This is a genomic window from Pseudomonas sp. GNP014 (assembly GCF_054344005.1).
The window spans coordinates 5,203,718-5,226,042 of sequence record NZ_JBTGUS010000001.1 but is presented as its reverse complement, the minus strand read 5'-3'; the positions used below and the strand labels follow the sequence as shown (position 1 = coordinate 5,226,042).

General features: G+C 62.7%; 21 protein-coding genes. 12 read left to right on the top strand and 9 right to left on the bottom strand.

The window, feature by feature from the left end; genetic code table 11:
- Window positions 1-31 precede the first annotated feature (31 nt).
- The gene (locus tag ACXX9E_RS23445) at window positions 32-967 is read left to right on the top strand and encodes a 1-aminocyclopropane-1-carboxylate deaminase/D-cysteine desulfhydrase (protein WP_458556288.1); all 936 of its coding nucleotides are present in this window, start codon (window positions 32-34) and stop codon (window positions 965-967) included.
- A 178-nt stretch (window positions 968-1,145) separates the two neighbouring features.
- On the opposite strand, the gene ACXX9E_RS23440 is transcribed toward ACXX9E_RS23445, so the two are convergent.
- The 3 genes from ACXX9E_RS23440 to ACXX9E_RS23430 form a co-directional block, all read right to left on the bottom strand.
- Window positions 1,146-1,700: a cytochrome b gene (locus ACXX9E_RS23440; RefSeq protein ID WP_123462320.1), complete on the bottom strand. Its 555-nt coding sequence runs from the start codon at window positions 1,698-1,700 to the stop codon at window positions 1,146-1,148.
- A 191-nt stretch (window positions 1,701-1,891) separates the two neighbouring features.
- On the bottom strand, window positions 1,892-2,719 hold the full coding sequence (gene phnX / locus ACXX9E_RS23435; protein ID WP_123462322.1) for a phosphonoacetaldehyde hydrolase: 828 nt from the start codon (window positions 2,717-2,719) through the stop codon (window positions 1,892-1,894).
- Between the two features lie 145 nt (window positions 2,720-2,864).
- A complete protein-coding gene (locus tag ACXX9E_RS23430; RefSeq protein ID WP_458556287.1) occupies window positions 2,865-3,974 on the bottom strand; it encodes a 2-aminoethylphosphonate--pyruvate transaminase in 1,110 nt (369 codons plus the stop codon).
- Window positions 3,975-4,086: 112 nt separating this feature from the next.
- Between ACXX9E_RS23430 and ACXX9E_RS23425 the strand changes: the two genes are divergently transcribed.
- Window positions 4,087-4,947: a LysR substrate-binding domain-containing protein gene (locus tag ACXX9E_RS23425; RefSeq protein ID WP_458556286.1), complete on the top strand. Its 861-nt coding sequence runs from the start codon at window positions 4,087-4,089 to the stop codon at window positions 4,945-4,947.
- A gap of 119 nt (window positions 4,948-5,066) precedes the next feature.
- On the opposite strand, the gene ACXX9E_RS23420 is transcribed toward ACXX9E_RS23425, so the two are convergent.
- Window positions 5,067-5,939 carry a LysR family transcriptional regulator gene (locus tag ACXX9E_RS23420; protein WP_123462326.1) on the bottom strand — a complete coding sequence of 291 codons (873 nt, stop codon included), beginning with the start codon at window positions 5,937-5,939 and terminating at the stop codon, window positions 5,067-5,069.
- Between the two features lie 268 nt (window positions 5,940-6,207).
- Here ACXX9E_RS23420 and ACXX9E_RS23415 point away from each other — a divergent pair, with 268 nt between their 5' ends.
- Together ACXX9E_RS23415 and ACXX9E_RS23410 are read left to right on the top strand one after the other, a co-directional pair.
- The gene (locus ACXX9E_RS23415) at window positions 6,208-7,533 is read left to right on the top strand and encodes an MFS transporter (protein ID WP_123462327.1); all 1,326 of its coding nucleotides are present in this window, start codon (window positions 6,208-6,210) and stop codon (window positions 7,531-7,533) included.
- Between the two features lie 73 nt (window positions 7,534-7,606).
- Window positions 7,607-8,998 carry an FAD-dependent oxidoreductase gene (locus ACXX9E_RS23410; RefSeq protein ID WP_458556285.1) on the top strand — a complete coding sequence of 464 codons (1,392 nt, stop codon included), beginning with the start codon at window positions 7,607-7,609 and terminating at the stop codon, window positions 8,996-8,998.
- A gap of 22 nt (window positions 8,999-9,020) precedes the next feature.
- On the opposite strand, the gene ACXX9E_RS23405 is transcribed toward ACXX9E_RS23410, so the two are convergent.
- Complete coding sequence (locus tag ACXX9E_RS23405; RefSeq protein WP_458556284.1) at window positions 9,021-10,403, bottom strand: type VI secretion system Vgr family protein; 1,383 nt, start codon at window positions 10,401-10,403, stop codon at window positions 9,021-9,023.
- A gap of 222 nt (window positions 10,404-10,625) precedes the next feature.
- Here ACXX9E_RS23405 and ACXX9E_RS23400 point away from each other — a divergent pair, with 222 nt between their 5' ends.
- On the top strand, window positions 10,626-11,330 hold the full coding sequence (locus ACXX9E_RS23400; RefSeq protein WP_123462334.1) for a YebC/PmpR family DNA-binding transcriptional regulator: 705 nt from the start codon (window positions 10,626-10,628) through the stop codon (window positions 11,328-11,330).
- Window positions 11,331-11,432: 102 nt separating this feature from the next.
- Here ACXX9E_RS23400 and ACXX9E_RS23395 read toward each other — a convergent pair whose 3' ends face one another.
- Window positions 11,433-12,746: a protein kinase gene (locus ACXX9E_RS23395; protein WP_340134157.1), complete on the bottom strand. Its 1,314-nt coding sequence runs from the start codon at window positions 12,744-12,746 to the stop codon at window positions 11,433-11,435.
- A gap of 37 nt (window positions 12,747-12,783) precedes the next feature.
- Window positions 12,784-13,926: a cell division protein ZapE gene (gene zapE, locus ACXX9E_RS23390; RefSeq protein ID WP_458556283.1), complete on the bottom strand. Its 1,143-nt coding sequence runs from the start codon at window positions 13,924-13,926 to the stop codon at window positions 12,784-12,786.
- A 287-nt stretch (window positions 13,927-14,213) separates the two neighbouring features.
- Here zapE and ACXX9E_RS23385 point away from each other — a divergent pair, with 287 nt between their 5' ends.
- From ACXX9E_RS23385 to ACXX9E_RS23355, 7 genes are all read left to right on the top strand, one after another.
- Window positions 14,214-14,735 (top strand): Csu type fimbrial protein, encoded by a 522-nt coding sequence (locus tag ACXX9E_RS23385; RefSeq protein WP_458556282.1) that lies wholly within the window; start codon window positions 14,214-14,216, stop codon window positions 14,733-14,735.
- Between the two features lie 104 nt (window positions 14,736-14,839).
- Window positions 14,840-15,373, top strand: coding sequence for a Csu type fimbrial protein (locus tag ACXX9E_RS23380; protein WP_222832526.1), 534 nt, complete (start codon window positions 14,840-14,842; stop codon window positions 15,371-15,373).
- A gap of 19 nt (window positions 15,374-15,392) precedes the next feature.
- The gene (locus ACXX9E_RS23375; protein WP_123462345.1) at window positions 15,393-15,929 is read left to right on the top strand and encodes a Csu type fimbrial protein; all 537 of its coding nucleotides are present in this window, start codon (window positions 15,393-15,395) and stop codon (window positions 15,927-15,929) included.
- A gap of 4 nt (window positions 15,930-15,933) precedes the next feature.
- Window positions 15,934-16,434, top strand: coding sequence for a Csu type fimbrial protein (locus ACXX9E_RS23370; RefSeq protein WP_458556281.1), 501 nt, complete (start codon window positions 15,934-15,936; stop codon window positions 16,432-16,434).
- Between the two features lie 34 nt (window positions 16,435-16,468).
- Window positions 16,469-17,257 carry a fimbrial biogenesis chaperone gene (locus ACXX9E_RS23365; RefSeq protein ID WP_447807787.1) on the top strand — a complete coding sequence of 263 codons (789 nt, stop codon included), beginning with the start codon at window positions 16,469-16,471 and terminating at the stop codon, window positions 17,255-17,257.
- A gap of 314 nt (window positions 17,258-17,571) precedes the next feature.
- Complete coding sequence (locus ACXX9E_RS23360; protein WP_458556280.1) at window positions 17,572-19,929, top strand: fimbria/pilus outer membrane usher protein; 2,358 nt, start codon at window positions 17,572-17,574, stop codon at window positions 19,927-19,929.
- Window positions 19,929-20,897 (top strand): Csu type fimbrial protein, encoded by a 969-nt coding sequence (locus tag ACXX9E_RS23355; RefSeq protein WP_267805355.1) that lies wholly within the window; start codon window positions 19,929-19,931, stop codon window positions 20,895-20,897. Before ACXX9E_RS23360 ends, ACXX9E_RS23355 begins: the two co-directional genes overlap by 1 nt.
- A gap of 89 nt (window positions 20,898-20,986) precedes the next feature.
- On the opposite strand, the gene ACXX9E_RS23350 is transcribed toward ACXX9E_RS23355, so the two are convergent.
- Window positions 20,987-21,742 carry an anti-sigma factor family protein gene (locus tag ACXX9E_RS23350; protein ID WP_128614790.1) on the bottom strand — a complete coding sequence of 252 codons (756 nt, stop codon included), beginning with the start codon at window positions 21,740-21,742 and terminating at the stop codon, window positions 20,987-20,989.
- Window positions 21,739-22,245, bottom strand: coding sequence for an RNA polymerase sigma factor (locus ACXX9E_RS23345; RefSeq protein WP_458556612.1), 507 nt, complete (start codon window positions 22,243-22,245; stop codon window positions 21,739-21,741). The genes ACXX9E_RS23350 and ACXX9E_RS23345 overlap by 4 nt, the downstream gene beginning before the upstream one ends.
- Between the last annotated feature and the right edge of the window lie 80 nt (window positions 22,246-22,325).

Below are 22,325 nucleotides of genomic sequence, written 5' to 3'. Positions count from 1 at the left end.
AGATGGCGGTTCTTGTTCCGGAACCGCCTGCATGTTTTTGCCTTCCTCCGACTGGCTGCCCCAAGCCTCTCTCGAACCCCTTCAACTCGACTGGCTCACCCGTGCCGGCATTGAGGTCGCGATCCTGCGTCTGGACCGGATCGACCCGCTGATCAGCGGCAACAAGTGGTTCAAACTCATCGAACACCTCAAGGCGGCCGATCTCGCGGGCGCCGAAGGCATCATCAGCCTTGGGGGCGCGCATTCCAATCATCTGCATGCGTTGGCGGCGGCAGGCAAGCGGCTGGGGTTCAAAACCGTGGGGCTGCTGCGTGGCCATGCGCAGCAAACGCCCACGGTGAAGGACCTGCAGGCGTTCGGCATGCACCTGCACTGGCTGGGTTTTGCCGGTTATCGCGCGCGGCATGCAGCGGATTTCTGGGTGCCGTGGCAGGCGCAATATCCGACGTTGCAGGCGGTGCCGGAGGGCGGCGGAGGATTGGCGGGCGCCTTGGGCTGCAAGGTACTAAAGGCGCAGGTTTGCGCACAATTAAGCAATCTTGGCTGGGACGATTACCACGGCTGGTGGCTGGCCTGCGGCACCGGAACCACCCTGGCCGGGCTGGTGTTGGCCGAGGCGGGCGAGCACCCGGTATATGGCGCTCTCGCGGTGCCGGAGGATCATGGCGTCGCGCCGCAGGTCGAGACGATCCTTCACGAAGCCGGCCTGGGCCCTGGCGGGTACGAGCTGATCGACGCCAGTCGGGGTGGATTTGCCAAGGTCGATCCAACGTTGCTGGCATTCATCGAGCAGACCGAACAGGTCAGCGGTGTACCGCTGGAACCGCTGTATACCGGCAAGGCCTTGCTGGCGCTCAAGCAACGCATTGAAGCGGGCCGGTTTGCACATGGCACTCGGCTGGTCTTCGTGCATAGCGGTGGGTTGCAGGGACGTAGAGGATTCAGCCCCCTGCCATCGGGCGAATAACTTTCTGTGGCGAGGGGGCTTGCTCCCGCCGGGCTGCGCAGCAGCCCAAAACCGAATGACGCGGGTTGCTGGATTAATCCCGACCTCAGGGTTTACGACGACTGCACCGCCGAGCGGTAGCAAGCTCCCTCGCCACAGGTAAATCCCCTCAGCGCCAAGCCAATCGCCCGCCTGGAGATCAGCGTTCGACCCGTTTGGGCATCATCCGCAACAACGTGTTATCACCCACCACATAGTGGTGATAAATCCCCGCCAGTGCATGCAGCCCGATCAGCCAGTAACCGATTGTGGCGATCAGCACGTGCCAGCCTTCCACTTGTTTGGCGAACGCCTTGTTTTCCCCCACCAGCAGCGGCAGGTCGAAACCATAGAACATCACTTGATGCCCTTCGGCGCTGGTAATCAGCCAGCCGAGAATCGGCATGCTGATCATGAACAGGTACAGCGCCCAGTGCATCAGCCGCGCCACGGCGATTTGCCAGCGTGGTGACGCGGGGAAAATTTTCGGCGCCGGGCCGAGGCTGCGCGCCAGCAGGCGAAACCACACCAGCACGAACACGGTCAGGCCGAGCATGTAATGCACTTCGCGGATCAGCGTGCGGCCGCCGCTGCCTTTGGGGAAGATACCGCGCAATTCCATGCTGGCGTACACCAGCACCAACAACACCAGCATCAGCCAGTGCAGCAGGACCGACACGGTGCTGTAGCGTGATTCGGAACTTGTCCACGGCATACGGTGTTTCCTCACAGATCAGGGTCGAGTCGTGCCGTTCTTGTGCGACGGCCTGCTTTAACTGTAATCCGCTTTGGCGGATTTGCCTGACGCTGATCGGTCTTTCACGGCTCTGAATCAAGGGGTGGGGCAATAAAAAACGCCAGTGTCGGGCAGACACTGGCGTTTTTTGTTTGTCGCGAGCGACAGCATCAGCTCGATTGCGGCATTTCACCGTTGGCCAGACGCTTGTTGATGTCGGCGATCACTTGCGGCAGATCGCTGATGGTGTCGATCATGTAGTGCGGGCGCGAGCCTGCGAACAGGGCGTGGATACGCTTGCGCTCACTGGCCAGCACGTCGCTGCTCAGGGCGCGGAACCCTTGGTAATCCAGGCCCAGCGCATTGCCGGAGCAAATCAGCGCGACGGTCCACATGCCGGCACGACGACCTTCGAGAATGCCCGGCACGGTGTCGTCGATCTTCACGCACGCGGCCACGTCGTCGATGCCCAGCGCAATCACGTTGGCCAACGCCTGTGCCGGCCAAGGGCGACCGTTCGGCACTTCGTCGGTGGCGACCACGTGGTCGGCGATGTAGCCGTTGGTGGCGGCCAGCTCCACAACTTTATCCATCACCTGCTTCGGATAGCCCGAGCAGGAACCGATCTTGATCCCCTGCTGACGCAAATTGGCGATGGTCTCCAGGGCGCCGGGAATCAGCGCCGAGTGCTCGGCAATCTTCTCGATCTGCAGTGGCATGAAGCGGTTGTAGATCGCGGTGACGTCATCGTCGGTCGGTGTGCGGCCGAATGCCTTGCGATAGCGCTCGGCGACCTGCGGCTGATCGCACAGGGTGCGGATGTGGTCCCACTTGCCCATGCCCATCGGGCCACGGGCCTCTTCGATGGAGACCTGTACATCGAATTCGGCGAAGGCCTCGACGAAGATCTGGGTGGGTGCGAAGGAGCCGAAATCGACCACGGTGCCGGCCCAGTCGAGGATGGCGGCTTGCAGTTTGTCTGGATTTACATAATTCATGGCAATCAATTCCTGAGTTGGCAATGCAATTCAAACGGTAGGAGTGAGCCTGCTCGCGATAGCGGTTGATCATTCAACAACGTCATCGACTGACGCGGCCTCATCGCGAGCAGGCTTACTCCGGCAGGGGATTTTTGTGTGGAGCTTAGATGTCGAGAACTTCCATCTCGCGCAGCACTTCACCGACTGCCGCCACGGCCTGGCGCATGTCGTCGGGGCTGACGTGGCCGATGCAGCCGACGCGGAAGGTTTCGACCTGGGTCAATTTGCCGGGGTAGAGGATGTAGCCCTTGGCCTTGACCCGCTCGTAGAAGTCCTTGAACTGGTAGCGCGGGTCTTTCGGCGCATGGAAGGTGGCGATGATCGGTGCCTGAATCGCGGCGGGCAGGAAGCTGCGCAGCCCCAATCCAGCCATTTCTTCCATCAGTGCCTGGCAATTGGCGACGTAGCGCGCATGGCGTGCCGACAGGCCACCTTCTTCGTTGTATTGCAGCAGGGCTTCGTGCAGTGCGGCGACCACGTGGGTCGGCGGGGTGAAACGCCACTGGCCGGTCTTCTGCATGTAGGCGTGCTGGTCATACAGGTCCATTGCCAGCGAATGCGAATTGCCGGCCGCTGCAGCCAGTGATTCTTTGCGGGCGAAGACGAAACCCATCCCCGGTACGCCTTCCAGGCATTTGCCGGACGCGGCGATCAGCGCATCGAACGGCACTTTTTGCGCATCCACCGGCAGTGCGCCGAACGAGCTCATGGCGTCGATGATCAGGCGCTTGCCGTGTTGCGCAACCACGTCGGCAATGTCCGGCAGCGGGTTGAGAATGCCGGTGCTGGTTTCGCAGTGAATCAGCGCGACGTGGGTGATGGCGCCGTCGGCGCCCAGCAGCCGGTCAACATCGGCGGCGGTGGTCGGTTCGTCTTCGGCGGTTTCGAAGGTGCTGAAGGAGCGGCCGAGCACTTCGCAGATCTTCGCCAGACGCTTGCCGTAGGCACCGTTGATCAGCACCAGGACTTTGCCGTCTCGGGGCACCAGGGTGCCGATCGCCGCTTCGACGGCGAAGGTGCCGCTGCCCTGCAACGGTACGCAGTGGTGAGTCGCCGCGCCGTTAAGAATTGCCAGCAATTGTTCGCAAAGGCTGGCGGTCAGTTGATTGAAGCGGTCATCCCATGACCCCCAGTCGACCATCATCGCCTGACGGGTGCGGGCCGATGTGGTCAACGGACCGGGAGTGAGCAGGATGGGTTCGGCAATACTCATTCGTGTGTCCTCGGATTGCGCTGTGGGATGAAGCTACGGGGCATACGTTGCAATTCGCCGGTCTATCAATCAAATTGTTTGTTGTTATGCCAGCCATCAGTGAGAGTTATTCATGAACCTGTTCCAGTTGCGTGCCTTCGACGCCGTGGCCCGCGAAGGCAGCTTCACCCGCGCCGCTGCGCGGTTGTTCATCAGCCAGCCAGCCGTCACCGGGCACATCAAGGCGCTGGAGGAGCACTACCAGATCACCCTGTTGCGGCGCACGGCGCGACGGGTGGAACTGACGGAGGAGGGCACCAAACTCGCGGCGATCACCCGGGCAATGTTCGGTCTGGCCGAAGAGGCGCAGACCTTGCTCGAGGCGAATCGGCAGTTGCTGACCGGGCGCCTGGAGGTGGCGGCGGATGGCCCGCACATGGTCATGCCGATGCTCGCCAGCCTGCGTGCGCGTTATCCGGGGATCACGGTGAACTTGCGTCTGGGCAATGCTCAGGAAACCCTCGCGGCGCTGATATCGGAGCATGCGGACGTAGCGGTGCTGACCGAGGTCGAGCCGCGCAAGGGCCTGCATCTGCAGGCGCTGAGCGAGTCGAGGATCTGCGCGCTGGTGCCGGCGGGGCACCCTTGGGCGGCGCGCTCCGGGGAATTGAAGCTCAAGGCGCTCGATCAGGTGATCATGGTGCTGCGCGAACCGGGTTCGATCACTCGCCGCACCTTCGACCAGGCGTGCGCGCAGGCGGCGGTCAATCCACGGGTGCTGCTGGAACTCGATAGCCGCGAGGCGGTGACCGAGGCGGTGGCGGCCGAGCTGGGGGTTGGCGTGGTGTCGTCGGTGGAGGTCAGCCATGATCCGCGGGTGGTGGCGATTCCGATTGTCGGGGAAGGGCTGGTCAATCGACACATGATCGGCTGTATGGAGCGGCGGCAGGAGTTGCGCTTGATTCGGGCGTTCTTTGGTCTGGCATCGGCCTGATACACCGCGGTGCGCTCATCGCTGGCAAGCCAGCTCCCACAGGGATGGCGTCGTACATCAAATCGGGGCCACTACCCATTCTGTGGGAGCTGGCTTGCCAGCGATGGGGCCAGACCTGTTCACACCAGACTCTTGCGAACCATATCCAGGAACGTCGCCACCACCCGCCGCGAACTCTGCTCACGCAAACACACCAGCGTCTCGGTCAAGCGCCGGGTGCAATCGGTAATCGGCAACGCGCACACCCGTGAGTCCGCACCAAACTCCGCCGCCGACACCACCCCGACACCAATCCCCACCACCACCGCCTCGCGCGCTGCTTCCCGGCCTTCAACCTGAATCGCCGGGCGAATGCGGAACCCCGCCCGGGCCATTTCTTCTTCCAGGGTCTGGCGCGTTACCGAGCCGTGTTCGCGCAGCACCAGCGGTGTGTCATCCAGGTCCGCCAGGCAGATCGACTCACGTTCGGCCCACGGGTGATGGCGAGAGACGAACGCCACCATCGGGTCGTTGCGCAGCGGTACACACAGCAGGCGTTCATCGCTGACATCACGCCCGAGCAAGGCCAGGTCGGCCTGGTAGTTGAACAGGCGAAACAGTGATTCATCGGTGTTGCCGGTCTCGATCTTCACGCTGATGCCCGGGTAGCGCTCGCAAAACCGCGCAATCTGCGGCAACACGTGCACCGGCGCATCCACTGCCAGAATCAGGCTGCCGGTCTGCAAGGCCTGGGATTCCTGCAACAACTCCTGTGCTTCAGCCTCAATCACGAACAGGCGCTGGGTGATTGCCAGCAGGCGTTCGCCAAGATCCGTCAGGCGCACGGAACGTTTATTGCGATGAAACAGCAGCACGCCGAAGCGTTCTTCGAGTTTGCGCACCTGGTCGGAAATAGCCGGTTGCGTGAGGAAAAGGCGCTCGGCGGCTTTGGTGAAGCTTCCATGGACGGCCACGGCGTGGAAGGCTTTGAGCTGGGCGTGGGACACCGACATGCAACCTCCAGTAATAAGCTGAGCTTATGTGTGAAATACGATAAATCGACTTTATTTATTAAACAGTAATTGCTTTGATCCGCTCACGCCATCGCTGACTGCCCGTTCGGGCAGCACGCTGGCGATGAGCCTGTGCGTGCAACCGCAGGACTCATCTGACCGCTATCGCCTTAGGGATGGGGCGTTGGCGAAGTGCTCAACAATAAAAAACACAGGCGTTTACTTAACGATTCTGCCGGCACACTCACACCCTGAGGTCAGAACCACAATGAACAAGCACATCGGCACCCTTGCGCGTTGGCGCATGCAGATTTTCGCTATCACCTGGCTCGCGTACGCCGCTTTCTACTTCACCCGCAAAGCGTTTTCGGTGGCCAAGCTGGGCATCGCCGAAGACCCGACCTTCATGCTCGACAAGATGGCCATGGCCAACCTCGATGCGATCTATCTGGCGGCTTACGCCATCGGCCAATTCACCTGGGGCATGCTCGCCGACCGCTTTGGCCCACGGGTCGTGGTGCTGGGCGGCTTGCTGATTTCCGCCGCTGCGGCGTTGGTGATGGGCAGTTTCGCCACGCTGCCGATCTTTGCCACCTGCATGTTGATTCAGGGCCTGGCGCAATCCACCGGCTGGTCGGGACTGTGCAAAAACCTCGGCAGCTTTTTCCCGGCGCAACAGCGGGGGCGGGTGCTCGGCTTGTGGAGTTCCTGCTACGCGTTTGGCGGTCTGGTGGCGTCGCCGTTCGCCGGCTGGTGGGCGTATACACTGATCGGCACCTGGCACGCTGCGTTTATTTCCAGCGCGGTGGTGGTCGCCGTGGTGGCGGTATTGTTCTTTATTTTCCAGCGTAACAAACCGGAAGATGTCGGCCTGCCGGCCGTGGAGCCGGAGCCGGTCCTGTCCGCCGAGGAAACCGAAGCCAACAGCAAGCTCAGCGTCTGGGAGCCGTTGAAGGAAATCCTGCGCAACCGCACGGTGCTGGTGCTGGGCCTGGCGTACTTCATGTTGAAACCGGCGCGTTACGCGATTCTGCTGTGGGGCCCGGTGATCGTGTTTGAACAGATGCCCAGTGTCGGCAAGGTCGGCGCGGCAATCATTCCGACGTCGTTCGAGCTGGCCGGGTTGCTTGGGCCGATCATGATCGGCCTGGCTTCGGACAAACTGTTCGGCGCCCGGCGCATGCCGGCCTGCGTGTTGAGCCTGCTGGCGCTGACCGTGACCCTGGCGCTGTTCATGGGCGCCTTGCACACCGGCAGTGTGTTGCTGGTGGTGGCGCTGCTGTTTGTCATGGGCCTGACCCTGTACGGCCCCGACTCGATGATCAGCGGCGCGGCCGCCATCGACTTCGGCAAGGCCAAGGCCGGCGCCACTGCCGCCGGATTCGTCAACGGTTGCGGTTCGGTCGGTGCGGTCCTTGGCGGCTTGCTGCCGGGTTATTTCGACTCGGTGACGGTGTTCATCGTGTTTGCCGGGTGCGCGCTGTTCTCGGCGCTGGTGCTGATCCCGCACTGGAACAGCCGCCCGGTCGGCGTGATGGAGCCGCGTGCGTCCATTCCCAATTGCCCGCTGAAGATCAAACCCCTGCGTTCCTGAACCCCCTTTGCCTCGCGGCCTGCTGCGGTGTTCGCGGCAGGCTGTGTCGTGGCCATCTGACTGGAGATATCCCATGAGACCGTTTTGGCTGGCGCAGGCCCTGCAGGCCGACACCTCCGACGCTTGCCCGGCGCTGCAAGGCGAAGTGCGCACCGACGTGTGCATCGTCGGCGGTGGTTACACCGGGTTGTGGACGGCAATCATGCTCAAGCAACAGAACCCCGAACTCGCTGTGTTGTTGATCGAGGCCGACATCTGCGGCGCCGGGGCCAGTGGCCGCAATGGCGGGTGCGCGCTGTCGTGGTCGGCCAAGTACTTCACCCTTGAACGTTTGTTCGGTATTGAAGAAGCGGTTCGCCTGGTCAAGGAATCGGAACGCAGCATCCACGCCATTGGCGAGTTCTGTGAACAGTACGGCGTCGATGCCGATTACCGCCTCGACGGCACGCTGTACACCGCCACCAACGCCGCGCAGGTCGGCTCGACCGATGCGGTGATCGCGGCGCTGGAACGCAACGGCATCAACTCGTTCACCCAGCGCCCGGTGGCCGACGTGCAGCGCATGGCCGGTTCCAGCAAGCATCTGGAAGGCTGGTTCTCGCCGGCGGCGGCCAGTGTGCAACCGGGCAAACTGGTGCGCGGCTTGCGCCGGGTGGCGTTGCAACTGGGGGTGAAAATCCACGAACACACTGCGATGACCGGGCTGGAGGAGGGGCGTGCGGCGCGTATCCAGACGCCGGACGGCTGCGTCATCGCCGATCGTGTGGTGCTGGCGATGAACGCGTGGATGGCTCGTGCCTTCCCACAGTTCGAGCGCAGCGTAGCAATTGTCTCCAGCGACATGCTGATCACCGAGCCGCGCCCGGACCTGTTGCAGGACATCGGTTTGACCAGCGGTGTTACCGTGCTTGATTCGCGGATCTTCGTGCACTACTACCACAACACCCCGGACGGCCGGATCATGCTCGGCAAGGGTGGCAACACCTTTGCCTATGGCGGGCGGATGCTGCCGGTGTTCGATCAGCCGTCGCCGTATGCCGGCCTGCTCAAGCGCAGCCTCGACGATTTCTTTCCGGCGTTTGCCGATGTAAAAGTGGACGCAACCTGGAACGGCCCGTCGGATCGCTCGGTTACCGGTCTGCCGTTTTTCGGCCAGATGAGCCACAGCGGTAACGTCTTCTACGGTTTTGGCTATTCCGGCAGCGGCGTCGGCCCGTGCCATATGGGCGGGCAGATTCTCGCCTCGCTGGTGCAGGGGCTGGATAACCCGTGGACACGCTCACCGCTGGTCAACGGGCCGTTGGGCTATTTCCCGCCGGAGCCGATTCGTTACCTCGGCTCCTTGATGGTGCGCAACGCCATCCGCCGCAAGGAACGCGCCGAGGATCACGGTCGCCGGCCACGGCATCTGGATGTGCGCCTGGCCAGGTTTGCCGCGGCGGCGGGCAAGGCCGATAAAGGCTGACCACCCCTCCTGCTGGAAGAGGTCAGGGTGCATTCATTAGCCAGTCGAGCAGCAAGTCGTCGTTGTGCGTGATGTCCCGGGGCGGGGGCTGACGTGAATCGGCGAGGCACAGGATCGGCCGGTCGGGATCGCCGTCGAGGAAACTCACCCATACCTCGCTGCCGGCGCAGGGCAAATCGTCGGCGCTGATGCGGCTACTGGCGCGGGTCATGGCGATGGGCAGCCACAGCGTGGCGCTTGCGTCGCAGGGGGCACCGTGCTCGGGCCAGAGCGTGACAGCCATGCGGCCTTGCTCGTCGAGTTGCGCCGGTCGCCCCGGTATTCCCGACACCTGCGCCAGGTGATAGCCGGCAATGCCGGGGCGCCGCTGCTTGAGTGGCGGACGGAAATCGGTTGACCAGGGCTGCGCGGTGAAGTCGTTGTAATAACGGTGTGCGGTCGAGGCCGGTTCGAGTATCGACGGGTGCTGCCCATGATGTTGCAGGTGGGTGATCAGCCATTGTTCGTTGAATTGGCTGAGCGGGTGTTCCAGCACTTGCAGCAAATGCCCGCTGAGCAAACTCACGCAGTCGCTGCGACCGTGAACCGAGCGCTGCTGACAGCGTTGCCGTTCGAGGTGCCGACGGCTGCGTTGCTCGGCATGGCGTTGTGCCGGTGAAGTGGATAACGGCTGCGGATTCGTCGCGGTCTGATTGGCCGCCGCCTCACCGCCCGCCTGCTGGCCGCGATTGCGCACGGCATGCAGGGGCACAACGGGCGCACCATGATGCTGCTGATACAGCGAACTGATCCGGGGTGACGGAGTCGGCTCATCGGCCTCGAACGGCAGCAACGTGGGCGACTGCGGCAGGCTCAGGCTGTCGTCGGCAAACACCACGACATGGCCATCCGGCCGGTGTTCGAAATGGTAGTGGATGCCTTCTTCTTCGCACAGGCGCTGCAGCAACGCCAGATCGCTTTCCTCGTACTGAATGCAAAACGGCCGCACCGGGTAATGGCCCACGGTCGTTTCAATCCGGTAATTGCCGCTCGGCAGCGCGCTTTCGAGTAACCGCTGGAGAATCTGCGGCACGCTCAGTTGCACGAAGACCCGGCGTTTGCCCGGCGCTGCCAGCCCGTGCAGGTGCGGCACCAGCTCCAGTCGGTAGCCGACCCGGTGCGTGCCGCGATGTTCGCAGCTGGCGCTGTGGATCACGCCGTGAATCCCGTGTCCTGAGTCAAGGCGCAGAAAGGCCTGTTGCTGCAACAGCGCTCCCGGCGGTATCGCGGGGGCGAGGCCGATCAGTTCGACGTCGAAACGATAAGGCTGGTTGAGGGCCTCTTCGCCGTCGAAGCGCAATACCGGCAGGATCAACCCGCTGGTGGTCAGGGTCAGGGTGAAGGGACTTTCCTTGTCATTGAGCATTCGCACGGGCTCTGTCAGGCAAAACGAAGCTCAGAGGGTACGAAACCACAGCGCTGATGGGGCAGGTTAAAGCTGCTTTTCAGAATCGCCCTACAAGGTGTGGTGAAGATCTCGATTTCGCAGGACGATTTTTTTGGTCGATTGACGACTTTAGGCCGTATAAACTTGGCGCCACGCGTCGGCCAATAGATGTCTCGGCGCCACAGATCAAGAGAGTGAGTAATGGGCGCACAGTGGAAGGTTAAACACAAAGAAGCGGCAGCCAACGCCAAGGGCAAGATCTTCGGCAAACTGGTGAAGGAAATCACCATCGCTGCCCGCAACGGTGCCGATACCGCCACCAACGCACACCTGCGTCTGGTGGTTGAACAGGCCAAGAAAGCCTCGATGCCGAAGGAAACCCTGGACCGCGCCATCAAGAAAGGCGCGGGCCTGTTGGGCGAGACCGTGCAGTACCATCGCGTGACCTACGAAGGGTTTGCCCCGCACCAGGTGCCGCTGATCGTCGAATGCGTCACCGATAACATCAACCGCACCGTCGCCGAGATTCGCGTCGCGTTCCGCAAGGGTCAACTGGGCGCCTCCGGCTCCGTGGCCTGGGACTTCAACCACGTCGGGATGATCGAAGCGTCGCCGGACACCCCGGACGCCGACCCGGAAATGGCCGCGATCGAAGCCGGAGCCCAGGATTTCGAAGCCGGCGAAGACGGCGCGACCCTGTTCCTGACCGACCCGACCGACCTCGACGCCGTGCAGAAAGCCCTGCCGGAGCAGGGTTTCACCGTGTTGTCGGCCAAGCTGGGTTACCAGCCGAAGAACCCGGTCAGCGGCCTGAGCGACGAGCAGATGGCTGAAGTCGAAGCGTTCCTGGAAGGCCTCGACAACCACGATGACGTGCAGGACATGTTCGTCGGCTTGGCTGGCTGATTGGTTGTATCAGTAAGTGCCTCATCGTGAGCCGGCTCGCTCCCACCGTTGCAATGCATTCCAAGGTGGGAGCGAGCGGGCTCGCGATTGACCGCGCAGCGGTCACTGCTTCGCCAATACCTCGATGACTTCACTGAAGCCCGGCCGCGCCAGCACATCTGCCTGACAGCAGCGCCGCTCCAGATCTTCCAGCACGCCGCGCCGTTCATCACTCAGGCCCGAGTCGATGCGCGCCAGCAGTTCCCCCAGCAAGACGCCGAACGCTCGCACTTCGAGGCGTTGCAGTGCGCGGGTTTCCAGGGTGTCGGTGGTGGCATGAAACGACGCTGCACCGAAATCCCCGAGCAGGCAGTCACCGTGCTCGTTCAACAAAATATTGTGCCCGTACAGATCACCGTGAGTGATGCCTTGCCGGTGCAGGTGTTCCGCCGCCGACGCCACGCCTTGGGCAATGCGCAACGCCACGTCGGCGCTGAACCGGCAATCCTCGGCGTAAACATCCCGTGAGCACGACGCCAGGCTCGGCAGACTCGCGAGGTTGCGGTAGCTCGGGTCGATCAGTTGCATTACCAGCCCTTGCTGGTCGTCGGGGTGGGCGCTGATGCGACCTTCCACCCGAATCAGATTGGGGTGCAGTCCGGCAGTGATGCAGGCATTCATTTCGTGCAGCGGCGAGCCGTCGCTGGTCATCTCGCCTTTGTACAGTTTCACCGCCACCGGTTGCGCTGCACCGTCGTCGCGCTGCCAGAGCGCCCGGGAAATCACCCCGGAAGCGCCTTCGCCCAGTTGTTGTTCCAGGCGCAGCGCCGACCAGTCGATCGACGGCGTGGCATCCAGGGCGCTGGCGTCTGCCTCGGTTTCCAGCGGGTTACCGGCGTAGGCCAGCCAGGTCAGGCTCGGCAGCGTCAATAGCCACTGCGGCAGTTCGGTCAACCGATTGGCGGCGATGCGAATCAGCTCCAGGCGATGGCAACCACTCAGCGCTGCGGGCAGTGCCTGCAGGCGATTGCCGGCCAGCATGAGCTTTTGCAGGTGAGGACGTTCGCCGAGCGCGTCAGGCAGGGTTTCGATGTGGTTGTCGGTGAGGATCAGCCAGCGCAACAGGGGCGGCAGGGCGGCAGCGGGCACATCGACGATTGCATTGGCCTTGAAGCCGATCATCGTCAGCGCCGCGCATTGGCCGAGGCAGGCCGGCAGTTCGGTGAATTGATTGTCCGAGCAAAACAGCACGCGCAAACGCTTCAGGCGATGCAGGTCATCCGGCAGGCGGCTCAAGGCGTTGCCGCTGAGGTTGAGGATTTCCAGGGTATCGGCCAGGTCGAAGATCTCCGCCGGGAACTCGGTCAGTCCGCAAGACAGGTCCAGACGGGTGATGCCCGACAACTCGCCGGCACGCAATTGAGCAAGGGTGTGCATAGAAATATTCGCATCAGAGTCGCAAGAATGGCCGCCATCATAACGGCAGCGCCGACGCCGGTGGAATTTCCTGTAACTGGCCCAGACGGCTGCGGGTGCGGGCCAGGTCGATGGCGTGGCCGGCGAGGCTTTCGCGCAGCGGCAGGCGGCCAAGCAGGGTCAAGTGTTTGTCCTGGTCGTAGAGCACGTCGATCAGGTTGATGAAGCGTTGTTGGGCGGCGATCGAGCATTCGTCCAGGAGCGGCAGGTCGTCGATGACCCAGTGGTCGAAACGCCGGCACAACTCCAGATAATCCATCACCGCCGTGGGTTGTTCACACAGATCGTTGAAGGTAAAACCCACGCGGCTGCCCTCGCACAAACGGGCCTGAAAATGTCGGGTGCCGACCGGCAGTGCCAACGGCGGCGCATCCTGTTGCGGCAGGTTGAGGTCACGGCGCTGGGCTGCGGTGGCTGGCCATACGTAATGGCCCTGAGTAAACAGCTGATGCGCATGGTTGCGCGCATGACTGCGGTAATCATGCGGACCACCGACTTCCATGACCTGCATGCGCGCGTTGATCAGCTCGATCACCGGCTTGAAGCGAGCGTGGTACAGCGGATTGGGCAGCAGGCCCTCCGGTGCATAGTTAGAGGTGACCAACAGCAGGGTCCCGCGCTGGAACAGGGCCTTGAACAGCCGGGTAATGAGCATCGCATCGCCGATGTCATGCACATGAAACTCGTCGAAACACAGGACCTGACAATCCTCCAGCAATTCATCCAGGGTCATGGCGAGGGCGTCGTCGTGCTCGCGATGCCGGAACATGCCCTGATGCAGTTGCGCGAAGAACTCATGGAAATGCAGGCGGCGTTTGCGGCTGATCGGCAGCGCCTGGAAGAACCCGTCGAGTAACCAGCTCTTGCCGCGTCCAACGGCGCCATGCAGGTACAGGCTCGGCGGCGTGTGTGCCGGGGTCGCGCACAACAGACTGGCTTGCTGCGCCATGCAGTCGATCACGCGCTGCTGACTGTGGCTGAGGGTGTAACCCTGGCTCTGGGCCTTGAGCCGGAAATAATCACGGATCGACTGGGCGCTGGCGTCTTGCCCTGCGTGCGCCGGCAAGCCTTTGCCGAACCAGCGGCGTAACGCTGGCCAGCGTTGGGTCAGACGCGATCGTTTGGACGGTCGGGCGGGCACTTCAGGATCACTCCGTATTTATCGGGCCGGATCCCCGGAGTGGGGCGTCGTAGTGTAACCAGAGGTCGGTCCGGCCATCCACCGCGGCTCGTCGAGAGAGGGCGGTCACTGAACAAGTCTGGCGGGGTTGTACAGTAATTTGCAGCGACATTACTGGCGTGTTTGCCAACGTTTCGAAACATATCCCGGGAAAAGCGTGGATCCAATCGACTGGCGGAATCGTCGACCGTTGCTAGTCTGAAGCACAGTAACGACCGTGCGAGTGATCGCTGACAAGGAAAAGCGCCGTGAATGTACGTGGGGTCATCTGTCTGCTGGGGGCGCTCGTCGCGCCGGTCGAGGCGGCAGATCTGCAGGTCGAAGTGCGTGTCGATGTGCAGCGCGGTTGCCAGTTGATCGGCCAGCAACGCGAGGCGGGCATGCAACAACTGGGCGTGCTCGACTTTGGCAGCAGCGCACGCCTCGACGATCCTGCCGGGCCTTTGGCGGCGGCGCTGACCAATCAGCGTTTGCCACGCCTGGAGTGCAACCCGGACACGCCTTATCAGATGCGCGTCGACGGCGGTTTACATGGCGGTATCGGTGAGGTGCGCTACATGGTCGGTGCTGCGGGCGGCAAGCCGATTCCTTACCGCCTGTTTCAGGATGCCGCGCGGCGGGTGCCGCTGGTGGTGGATGTACCGGTCAGTGGCCGGGTGCCCGACAGCGGCACGGTGGAGTTGCCGCTGTATGCGCGGATCGAGCGGCTGGCCGAAGTGCCGCGGGTCAGCCGCTACTCGGATCTGCTCAAGGTGACGGTCACTTGGTGAGCACACGGTTGCAGTCGGCAACCCGCTGGAATGGATTACGCAGGGAAGGGCGTTCGATGATGAGCGCGGTGGTCAAGTCAACCTGAAGGAGTAGGGCGGGCGCAATGGCAGGTAAACACTGGATGGTTCTGGCGGCAGGGACGCTGGCGCTGCTCGCTGACAACGCACAGGCAGCCGTGAGTGGGCAGATTCATGCGCGGCTGATCCTGATCGCCGGCTGCGAGGTGACCCATGCATCCAGTCCCGCCAGCCCGGTCAGCCATCTCGGCACCCTCGATTTCGGTCCTCAGGGGCCAACCTGGAATACACCGATCAAGGCCAGTCTGGATGGCGACAGCAGCGGCAAACTCAATGTGGCCTGCAATCCTTCGGTCACCGGTTTCACTGTCACCATCGACGGTGGCACCCACGGTGACGGTAACACCCGGCGCCTGAGCAATGGCCGCCAGACCCTTCCCTATGAGCTGTTCGTCGATCCCTCCGGCGCCCGCAGCTACAGCATCGGCCAACAACACAATTTCGCTGTCACCAGCGGTGCGCAGATACCGATTCCGGTCTTTGGCACGGTGGTGGCGAATACCCGCGCGGTGCCGGCAGGTGTCTATACCGACACGCTGACGGTGACGCTCGACTGGTAACCCGAAGAGGACGGACACCATGCGCAGGATTGCTTCAACACTCGGTTTGTCGCTGCTGGGCCTGACACTGGCATCCAGTGCCAATGCAGCCACGACGGTCACCGGCCAGATCACCTCCAGCCTGATCCTGATCAGCAGTTGCCAGGTCAATGGCGCCGGCGGCTCCAGCGGGTTGAATTTCGGTGCGTTGAACTTCGGCACCGCCAACAGCCTGTTCACCACCGCCACCGGGCAAGTGCTCGGCGGTGGCGGCGGGGCGCTGTCGATTCTGTGCTCCAGCGGCACCACGCCGACAGTGAAGGTGCGGGCCGGCTCCCATGACGGCATGTCACCGGGCGGTACGCGAGCCTTGTACGACGGGGTGGCCAACTACGTGCCTTACGATCTGTATACCGATGCCGGGCACTCGCAGCTGCTGGCAATTGACGGGACGATCAACCTCGCCGCCAGTACCGGTGTGGCGCAGACCGTGAACATTTACGGTCAGGCGGTGGGCAAGGCCGGTTTGCCGGCCGGGACGTACACCGACACCGTCGCTGTTGAACTGACGTTCTGATGCCATGGGCCGCTCTGGCGCTGTCGCCTTGCTCCTGTTGTGCGCGGGCAGTGCGCCGCTGCCGTTGACGGCGGCCACCAGTCAGAGCTTTCAGGTCAGCGCGACGGTGACGGCGGGCTGCCTGGTGGTGGGCGGGGTGTCGAACTATGGCGGGCTGAATTTCGGTTCGCGCTCGGCCCTGGCCACCGACATAGTGCAGGTGGCCCTGACCGGGGGCGTGCAATTGCAGTGCACACCGGGGGTGACGCTGAACATGAGTGTCGACGGCGGCCAGTACAACAACAGCGGCCGGCACATGCAGCTCAACAGTGGCAGTGCACGGGTGGCGTATGCGCTGTTTCGCGATGCGGCGTACAGCCAGAGTCTGGGCATTGGTCAGAGTGTGGCGGTGGCGTACAGCGACGCGAACAACATCAGCCTGCCGATTTACGGCCAGGTGCAATTGCCGGGCAATCAGCCTGGGGGGACGTACAGCGACGTGTTGCAGGTGCAACTGTCGTGGTGAGGCGAAGTCTGGATGGCCGACAAGGAGCAGGTTTATGGGGTGTTACACGTCACGGCGGTCGCTCGGGCAGGGCGCGGTAGCGGCGTTGCTCATGATGGGAATGAGTCATGTACAGGCCGCCAGTTCGGTGTTGATCTGGCCCATTGATCCGGTGCTGGAAGCCGATCAACAGGCCAGCGCACTGTGGCTGGAGAACCGCGGCAACGAAACCGCCAACCTGCAGATCCGCGTGTTTGGCTGGAGCCAGAACGGCTTCCAGGAGCAATACCAGAACCAGCGCGACGTGATCGGCAGCCCGCCGGTGGCGAAAATCGAACCGGGGCAGAAACAGCTGGTGCGCCTGACACGGACCAAAGACGTGCCGCCGGGGCAGGAACTGGCTTACCGAATCATCATCGACGAAATCCCTTCTGCTCAACCCCCCGTCGCTGATGGTGGCAAGACTGCCGCGGCGATCCGCTTCCAGATGCGCTATTCAGTACCGCTGTTCGCCTATGGCGCGGGGCTGTGGAGCAAGGAAGACAGCACCCGCGCGCGCGATCCCAAAGGCATTGGCTTGCCGCAATTGAGCTGGCGCACGGTGGCGGTGGACGGCAAGCCTTACGTGGAAGTGCGTAATCAGGGCGCGGTGCACGCGCGGTTGACCGATGTGGCAATCAAACAGGGCGGGCAAAGCAAACCGTTGGCCGAAGGGCTGCTGGGTTACGTGCTGCCGGGGGCGGTGATGCGCTGGCCGGCACCGGGTGGATTGGCCGGTGATTCGGCGTTGCAGGTGCGGGTCAATGGTGCGACGCAGGTGCAGAGCATTACGCCGGCACGCTGACTTCGTGTGGTGAAGGGGGGATCCGAGATGAAGGCATTTCTCTGAGGTGAGCGAATTGATCTGTGGAGCGGATTGATCTGTGGCGAGGGGATTTATCTGTGGCGAGGGGATTTATCCCCGTTGGGCCGCGAAGCGGCCCCGTCCTTTCTTCCATTGAGCCGGGCACCGCCGGGCGACTGCTGTGCAGCCGAACGGGGATAAATCCCCTCGCCACAGATAATCCCGTCGCGACAAGGAATGAGTCACCTCGCAATCCCCGGTTTCGGCAAAGCAATATCAGGAGGATTCAGTCCATTGACGGACGTCAAACGTGTATGAGCCCAGGATGGGCTCGCCGTCTCCAGCGTCCGTTGTGGCTCATGACCGGCGCGTGTTGCCTGGTGTTCGTTCAACCGGCTGGGGCCGGCGAACTGCCGCCGCCCCCCAGCGGCATGGAGGCCGTCAGTGATGCACAGTTGTTTCTGGAACTGGTGGTCAACCAGATGAATACCGGGCGTGTCGTGGCCGTGGAACAGCGTGGCGGGCGCCTGTTTCTGCCAGCCACTGCGTTGCGCGAAACCGGCATGAAATTGCCGGACAACATCAGCGCTGAAGTCGACCTCGACGGCTTGTCCGGGCTGCACAGTGATTACGACAGCGTCGGCCAGCGCCTGCTGCTGGACGTGCCGCCGGAGTGGTTGCCGGAGCAGTTTATCGGCAATCGCGAGGCCTATCCGCGGACGCCGGCGCTGAGCAGTTTCGGCGCGTTGCTCAACTATGACCTGTACTTCAACGACACCGATGATGCCGGTACTTACCTGGCCGCGTGGAACGAAGTGCGGCTGTTTGACAGCTGGGGCACGCTGTCCAATACCGGGCAATACCGGCGCACCTTGTCGGGGGATTCGCTCAGCACGCTGAACGATGGTTACCTGCGTTACGACACCACATGGCGTTATTCCGATGACGAGCGAATGCTCACCTACGAAGCCGGTGATGTGGTCAGCGGCGCCTTGCCATGGAGCAGTTCGGTGCGCCTGGGTGGCGTCCAGTTCTCTCGCGATTTCGCCGTGCGTCCGGATCTGGTCACCTATCCGTTGCCGCAGTTCGCCGGCGAAGCAGCGGTGCCGTCTTCGGTGGACCTGTTTATCAATGGCTATAAGTCCAGCAGTGCGCAGCTGCAACCGGGGCCGTACACCCTGACCAATATTCCGTTCATCAACGGTGCCGGGGAAGCGGTGGTGGTGACCACCGATGCGCTGGGGCGGCAGGTGTCGACCACGGTGCCGTTCTACGTCACCAGCAGCCTGTTGCAGAAGGGCTTGAGTGACTTTTCCGTGGCCGCCGGGACCTTGCGTCGTGACTACGCCCTGAAAGATTTCAGCTACGGCCCGGGCGTGAGCGCTGGCAGCCTGCGCTATGGCGTCAGCGACAGCTTCACCCTCGAAAGCCATGCCGAGGCCGCCGACTCGCTGACCCTCGGCGGTCTGGGCGGCAACCTGCGCCTGGGCAATTTCGGCGTGCTCAACAGCGCCGTCAGCGAAAGCCGTTTCGACGGCGAGGGCGGTCAGCAGTTGAGCCTCGGCTATCAGTACAGCAATCAGCGTTTCAGCTTTTCTTACCAGCGCCTGCAACGTCACGCTCAGTACGCCGACCTGACTGTGGTCGACAGCCCTTACATCAGTCTCAGCCGCCGCAGCGAACAGGCCACCCTGAGCCTCAACCTCGACCGCTGGGGCAGCCTCGGTGCGGGTTATTTCGACGTGCGCGCCGCCGACGATTCGCGCACGCGCCTGCTTAACCTCAGCTGGAGCAAGCCGCTGTGGCGCAACAGCAGTTTCTATCTGTCGGCCAATCGCGAAATCGGCGATAGCAACTGGGCCGTGCAGGCGCAACTGGTGATTCCGTTCGATCTGCGTGGCAGCCTGGCGCTCAGCAGCGAACGCAGCAAGACCGGGCAGACCCAGCAGCGCGTCAACTACAGTCGTGCGGTGCCGACCGAGGGCGGAGTGGGGTTCAATCTGGGCTATGCCAAGGGGGACGGGCCGGATTACCGACAGGCCGACGTGACCTGGCGTCTGCAATCAGTGCAATTGCAGGCCGGTGTCTACGGCACCTCCGACGCCGAAACTCGTTGGGCTGATGCCAGCGGTTCGCTGGTGTGGATGGATCGGCAGGTGTTCGCCGCCAATCGCATCGACGATGCGTTTGTCGTGGTCAGCACCGACGGTTTCGCCGACATTCCGGTGCGCTATGAAAACCAGCGGGTCGGCCAGACTGACAAGAACGGTCACTTGCTGGTGCCGTGGAGCAGCGCCTATTACCGCGGCAAATACGAAATCGATCCGCTCAACCTGCCAGCGAACGTGCGCAGCCCCAACGTCGAGCAACGTATCGCGGTGCGTCGTGGCAGCGGTTATCTGCTGGAGTTTGCGCTGACCCGGGTCAGCGCCGCGAGCATCGTTCTGGTCGACGCGCAGCAGCGCGAACTGCCGCTGGGCGCAGGCGTGTTGCATGCCCAAAGCGGCACGCGGACGGTGGTCGGTTGGGACGGACTGGTGTATCTGGAGAACCTGCAGGCGCAGAATTCGCTGCAGGTGACATTGGCCGACGGCAAGACCTGCCAGGTGCAGTTCAGCGTCGATCTGAATCAGGACCAGGTGCCGTTGATTGGCCCGTTGGTGTGTCAGTGATGGCCGCGCGGTTGTGCCTGTGGCTGATGTTGATGCTGCCGGGCGCGGCGCAGGCGCTGTGTTCGGTGGTGGGCACCACACCGGCGGCCTTCGGCACGATCAGTTCGATTGCCGTGCGCACCGTTTCGCAGCCCAGTTCCACACTCAATGGCGGATTGAGTTGCACCGGTTCGCTGTTGGCGCTGTTGACCAGCAGTGATCATTTCTGGGGCACGGTGTCCTCGACGCAAAGTGGGCTGGTCGGCCCCACGGGTGACGTCATCAGTTACACGATCTACGCCAACAACAGCACCAGTTACCCGCTGACGCGCGGCACCGCCTTCGACTTTGCGCGTAATGGCATCATCGACGCCCTCGGCCTGCTCAACGGCACGACACCGAAAACCGTGCCGTTGTACCTTGGCACGACCATCGGCAGCAATGTGGCGGCCGGGGTGTACACCGAGACCCTGAGCATTTTCTGGAACTGGAATTACTGCTCGGGCATCGGCATCGGTTCGGTGTGTGTCGGTCGCGACATCAACAGTGGCACGACGACGTTGACGGTCAACCTGACCGTGTCCAACGATTGCACGATCACCGCGCCGAACATTGCCTTCGGCAGTGCCCCGGTGGTCAGCGCTTTCACGCCGGTCACCGGGCAGACCATCAACCTGGCCTGCACCAAGGGCAGCGCCTACACCGTGGGTTTGAGCGACGGGCAGAATCCGCTCAGTACCGGCGGGCGGCGGCGGATGATTTCCGGGAGTAATTATCTGGCCTACGACATCTTCAAAAGCGCCGGCAGTACCCGCTGGGGCAGCGTCGGCGCGGCACGGCGGGCGAGCACCGATGCCGAGGTCAATCCTGGCAACGGGCTGGGCACGGGCAGTCAGATTTTCAATTACAACGCGAAGATCTACACCGACCAGGCCACGCCGCCGGCGGGGACGTATGTGGACAACGTGGTGCTCGACGTGGGGTTCTGAGCAGACACGGACTTCTCCTGGGGAGTAGAAAGTGTGGCTGATCCGACGCCATCGCCAACAGGTCGGCTCCCACCGGTTTTTCGGCATTTTCAGAAGGATTGGGACTGCTTGAGCAATGAGGTGACCGGTGTATCGACCGGGCTGACCATCGCATAGTTGTACCCGCCGCCCGACCAGTATTGGGCCTGCAAATCCCCGTCACTGCGGCTGCCTCGTGGCAAAAAGGTGTTTTTCGGTCCCGGCGGGCGCACATAGAAACTCACCTTGTGCCCGCCACCGTCCTCATAGATCACCATCGCCGCGGGGCCCTCATCGGTGCTGAGCAGTCGCCCGCTGACCGGTTGAAAGCCTGCTGCCGTCAGGTCCGGCAGGCGACTGGCCCGGGCGAAATAGCGGTCGAGCCAGCGCTGCATATCACCGTTGTCAGCCACCTTGTAGTCCGCCGGCAACATGCCTTGCTGGGCAATCAGTCGATACGCCTGCAGCGCGTCGGTCATCGGTAGCAGGGACGGGCGCACAAGGGTCATTTCCCGCGCCTGCCAGCCACTGAAACCGCCAATGCCCACGGCCATCAACAAGACGGCGGCGCTCGCCAGGTGCCGCTGCGTTTGGCGCTTGCGGCGCTGCCGGATCATCGCCGGGTCGAGGGCCGGATTGGCCGGTTGCAGCAACGCTCCCCCCAGCGCCGCCCGCAATTGCTGGGCATCCTGTTGCCAGGCGCGAACCTGGGCCGCTTGATCCGGGTGACTGGCCAGCCAGGTGTCCAGTGCACGCCGGTCGGCGTCGCTGAGCTGGTGGTCGACATAAGCGTGCAAATCACGCTCGCTGGGAGGCAGGCTGATCATTTGAGTATCCGCAAAGAAGGGCTATTGATTTCGCCGTCGCTGAGGAGGCGCAAGGCCTGGCGGGCACGGGACAGACGCGACATCACGGTGCCGATCGGGGCGTCGAGAACCTCGGCGACCTCTTTATAAGTCAGGCCTTCCACCGAAACCATGAGCAGCAGGGCGCGTTGCTCGGTGGGCAGGCGATCAAAGGCTTGCAGCGTCGATTGGGCGATGACCGTGCGTTCGACCGAAGGTTGGGCATCGTCCCGGCCGGTAAAGAAATCGAGCATCCGCGCATAGCGTCGGGAGCGCCGATAGGCATCGAGAAACTGCCGGTAGAGGATCGCAAACAGCCAGGCACGCACATCACCGTCGGCGCGTTTGTCGCCCCAACTCGACAGGGCCCGTTCAAGGCTCGCCTGGACCAGATCGTCGGCGCTGCTGCTGTTGTGCGTCAATGACACGGCAAAGCGGCGCAATCTGGGGATGAGTTCACGCAGTTGTTCGTCGAGTGCGTTCATGCCGAAGTCTTCATGGAAGGTAATGCTCTGAGGCGCAAAAAAACAGCGTCGGGAAGCAAGACGCTCCTCGTCGAAGGTTA

What these genes read in the sequence shown, in the direction of transcription:
- ACXX9E_RS23445 (WP_458556288.1), top strand. Translation starts at nt 32, where the DNA reads ATGTTTTTGCCTTCCTCCGACTGGCTGCCCCAAGCCTCTCTCGAACCC.
- ACXX9E_RS23440 (WP_123462320.1), bottom strand. Translation starts at nt 1,700, where the DNA reads ATGCCGTGGACAAGTTCCGAATCACGCTACAGCACCGTGTCGGTCCTG.
- phnX (WP_123462322.1), bottom strand. Translation starts at nt 2,719, where the DNA reads ATGAATTATGTAAATCCAGACAAACTGCAAGCCGCCATCCTCGACTGG.
- ACXX9E_RS23430 (WP_458556287.1), bottom strand. Translation starts at nt 3,974, where the DNA reads ATGAGTATTGCCGAACCCATCCTGCTCACTCCCGGTCCGTTGACCACA.
- ACXX9E_RS23425 (WP_458556286.1), top strand. Translation starts at nt 4,087, where the DNA reads ATGAACCTGTTCCAGTTGCGTGCCTTCGACGCCGTGGCCCGCGAAGGC.
- ACXX9E_RS23420 (WP_123462326.1), bottom strand. Translation starts at nt 5,939, where the DNA reads ATGTCGGTGTCCCACGCCCAGCTCAAAGCCTTCCACGCCGTGGCCGTC.
- ACXX9E_RS23415 (WP_123462327.1), top strand. Translation starts at nt 6,208, where the DNA reads ATGAACAAGCACATCGGCACCCTTGCGCGTTGGCGCATGCAGATTTTC.
- ACXX9E_RS23410 (WP_458556285.1), top strand. Translation starts at nt 7,607, where the DNA reads ATGAGACCGTTTTGGCTGGCGCAGGCCCTGCAGGCCGACACCTCCGAC.
- ACXX9E_RS23405 (WP_458556284.1), bottom strand. Translation starts at nt 10,403, where the DNA reads ATGCTCAATGACAAGGAAAGTCCCTTCACCCTGACCCTGACCACCAGC.
- ACXX9E_RS23400 (WP_123462334.1), top strand. Translation starts at nt 10,626, where the DNA reads ATGGGCGCACAGTGGAAGGTTAAACACAAAGAAGCGGCAGCCAACGCC.
- ACXX9E_RS23395 (WP_340134157.1), bottom strand. Translation starts at nt 12,746, where the DNA reads ATGCACACCCTTGCTCAATTGCGTGCCGGCGAGTTGTCGGGCATCACC.
- ACXX9E_RS23380 (WP_222832526.1), top strand. Translation starts at nt 14,840, where the DNA reads ATGGCAGGTAAACACTGGATGGTTCTGGCGGCAGGGACGCTGGCGCTG.
- ACXX9E_RS23375 (WP_123462345.1), top strand. Translation starts at nt 15,393, where the DNA reads ATGCGCAGGATTGCTTCAACACTCGGTTTGTCGCTGCTGGGCCTGACA.
- ACXX9E_RS23370 (WP_458556281.1), top strand. Translation starts at nt 15,934, where the DNA reads ATGGGCCGCTCTGGCGCTGTCGCCTTGCTCCTGTTGTGCGCGGGCAGT.
- ACXX9E_RS23365 (WP_447807787.1), top strand. Translation starts at nt 16,469, where the DNA reads ATGGGGTGTTACACGTCACGGCGGTCGCTCGGGCAGGGCGCGGTAGCG.
- ACXX9E_RS23360 (WP_458556280.1), top strand. Translation starts at nt 17,572, where the DNA reads ATGAGCCCAGGATGGGCTCGCCGTCTCCAGCGTCCGTTGTGGCTCATG.
- ACXX9E_RS23355 (WP_267805355.1), top strand. Translation starts at nt 19,929, where the DNA reads ATGGCCGCGCGGTTGTGCCTGTGGCTGATGTTGATGCTGCCGGGCGCG.
- ACXX9E_RS23350 (WP_128614790.1), bottom strand. Translation starts at nt 21,742, where the DNA reads ATGATCAGCCTGCCTCCCAGCGAGCGTGATTTGCACGCTTATGTCGAC.
- ACXX9E_RS23345 (WP_458556612.1), bottom strand. Translation starts at nt 22,245, where the DNA reads ATGAACGCACTCGACGAACAACTGCGTGAACTCATCCCCAGATTGCGC.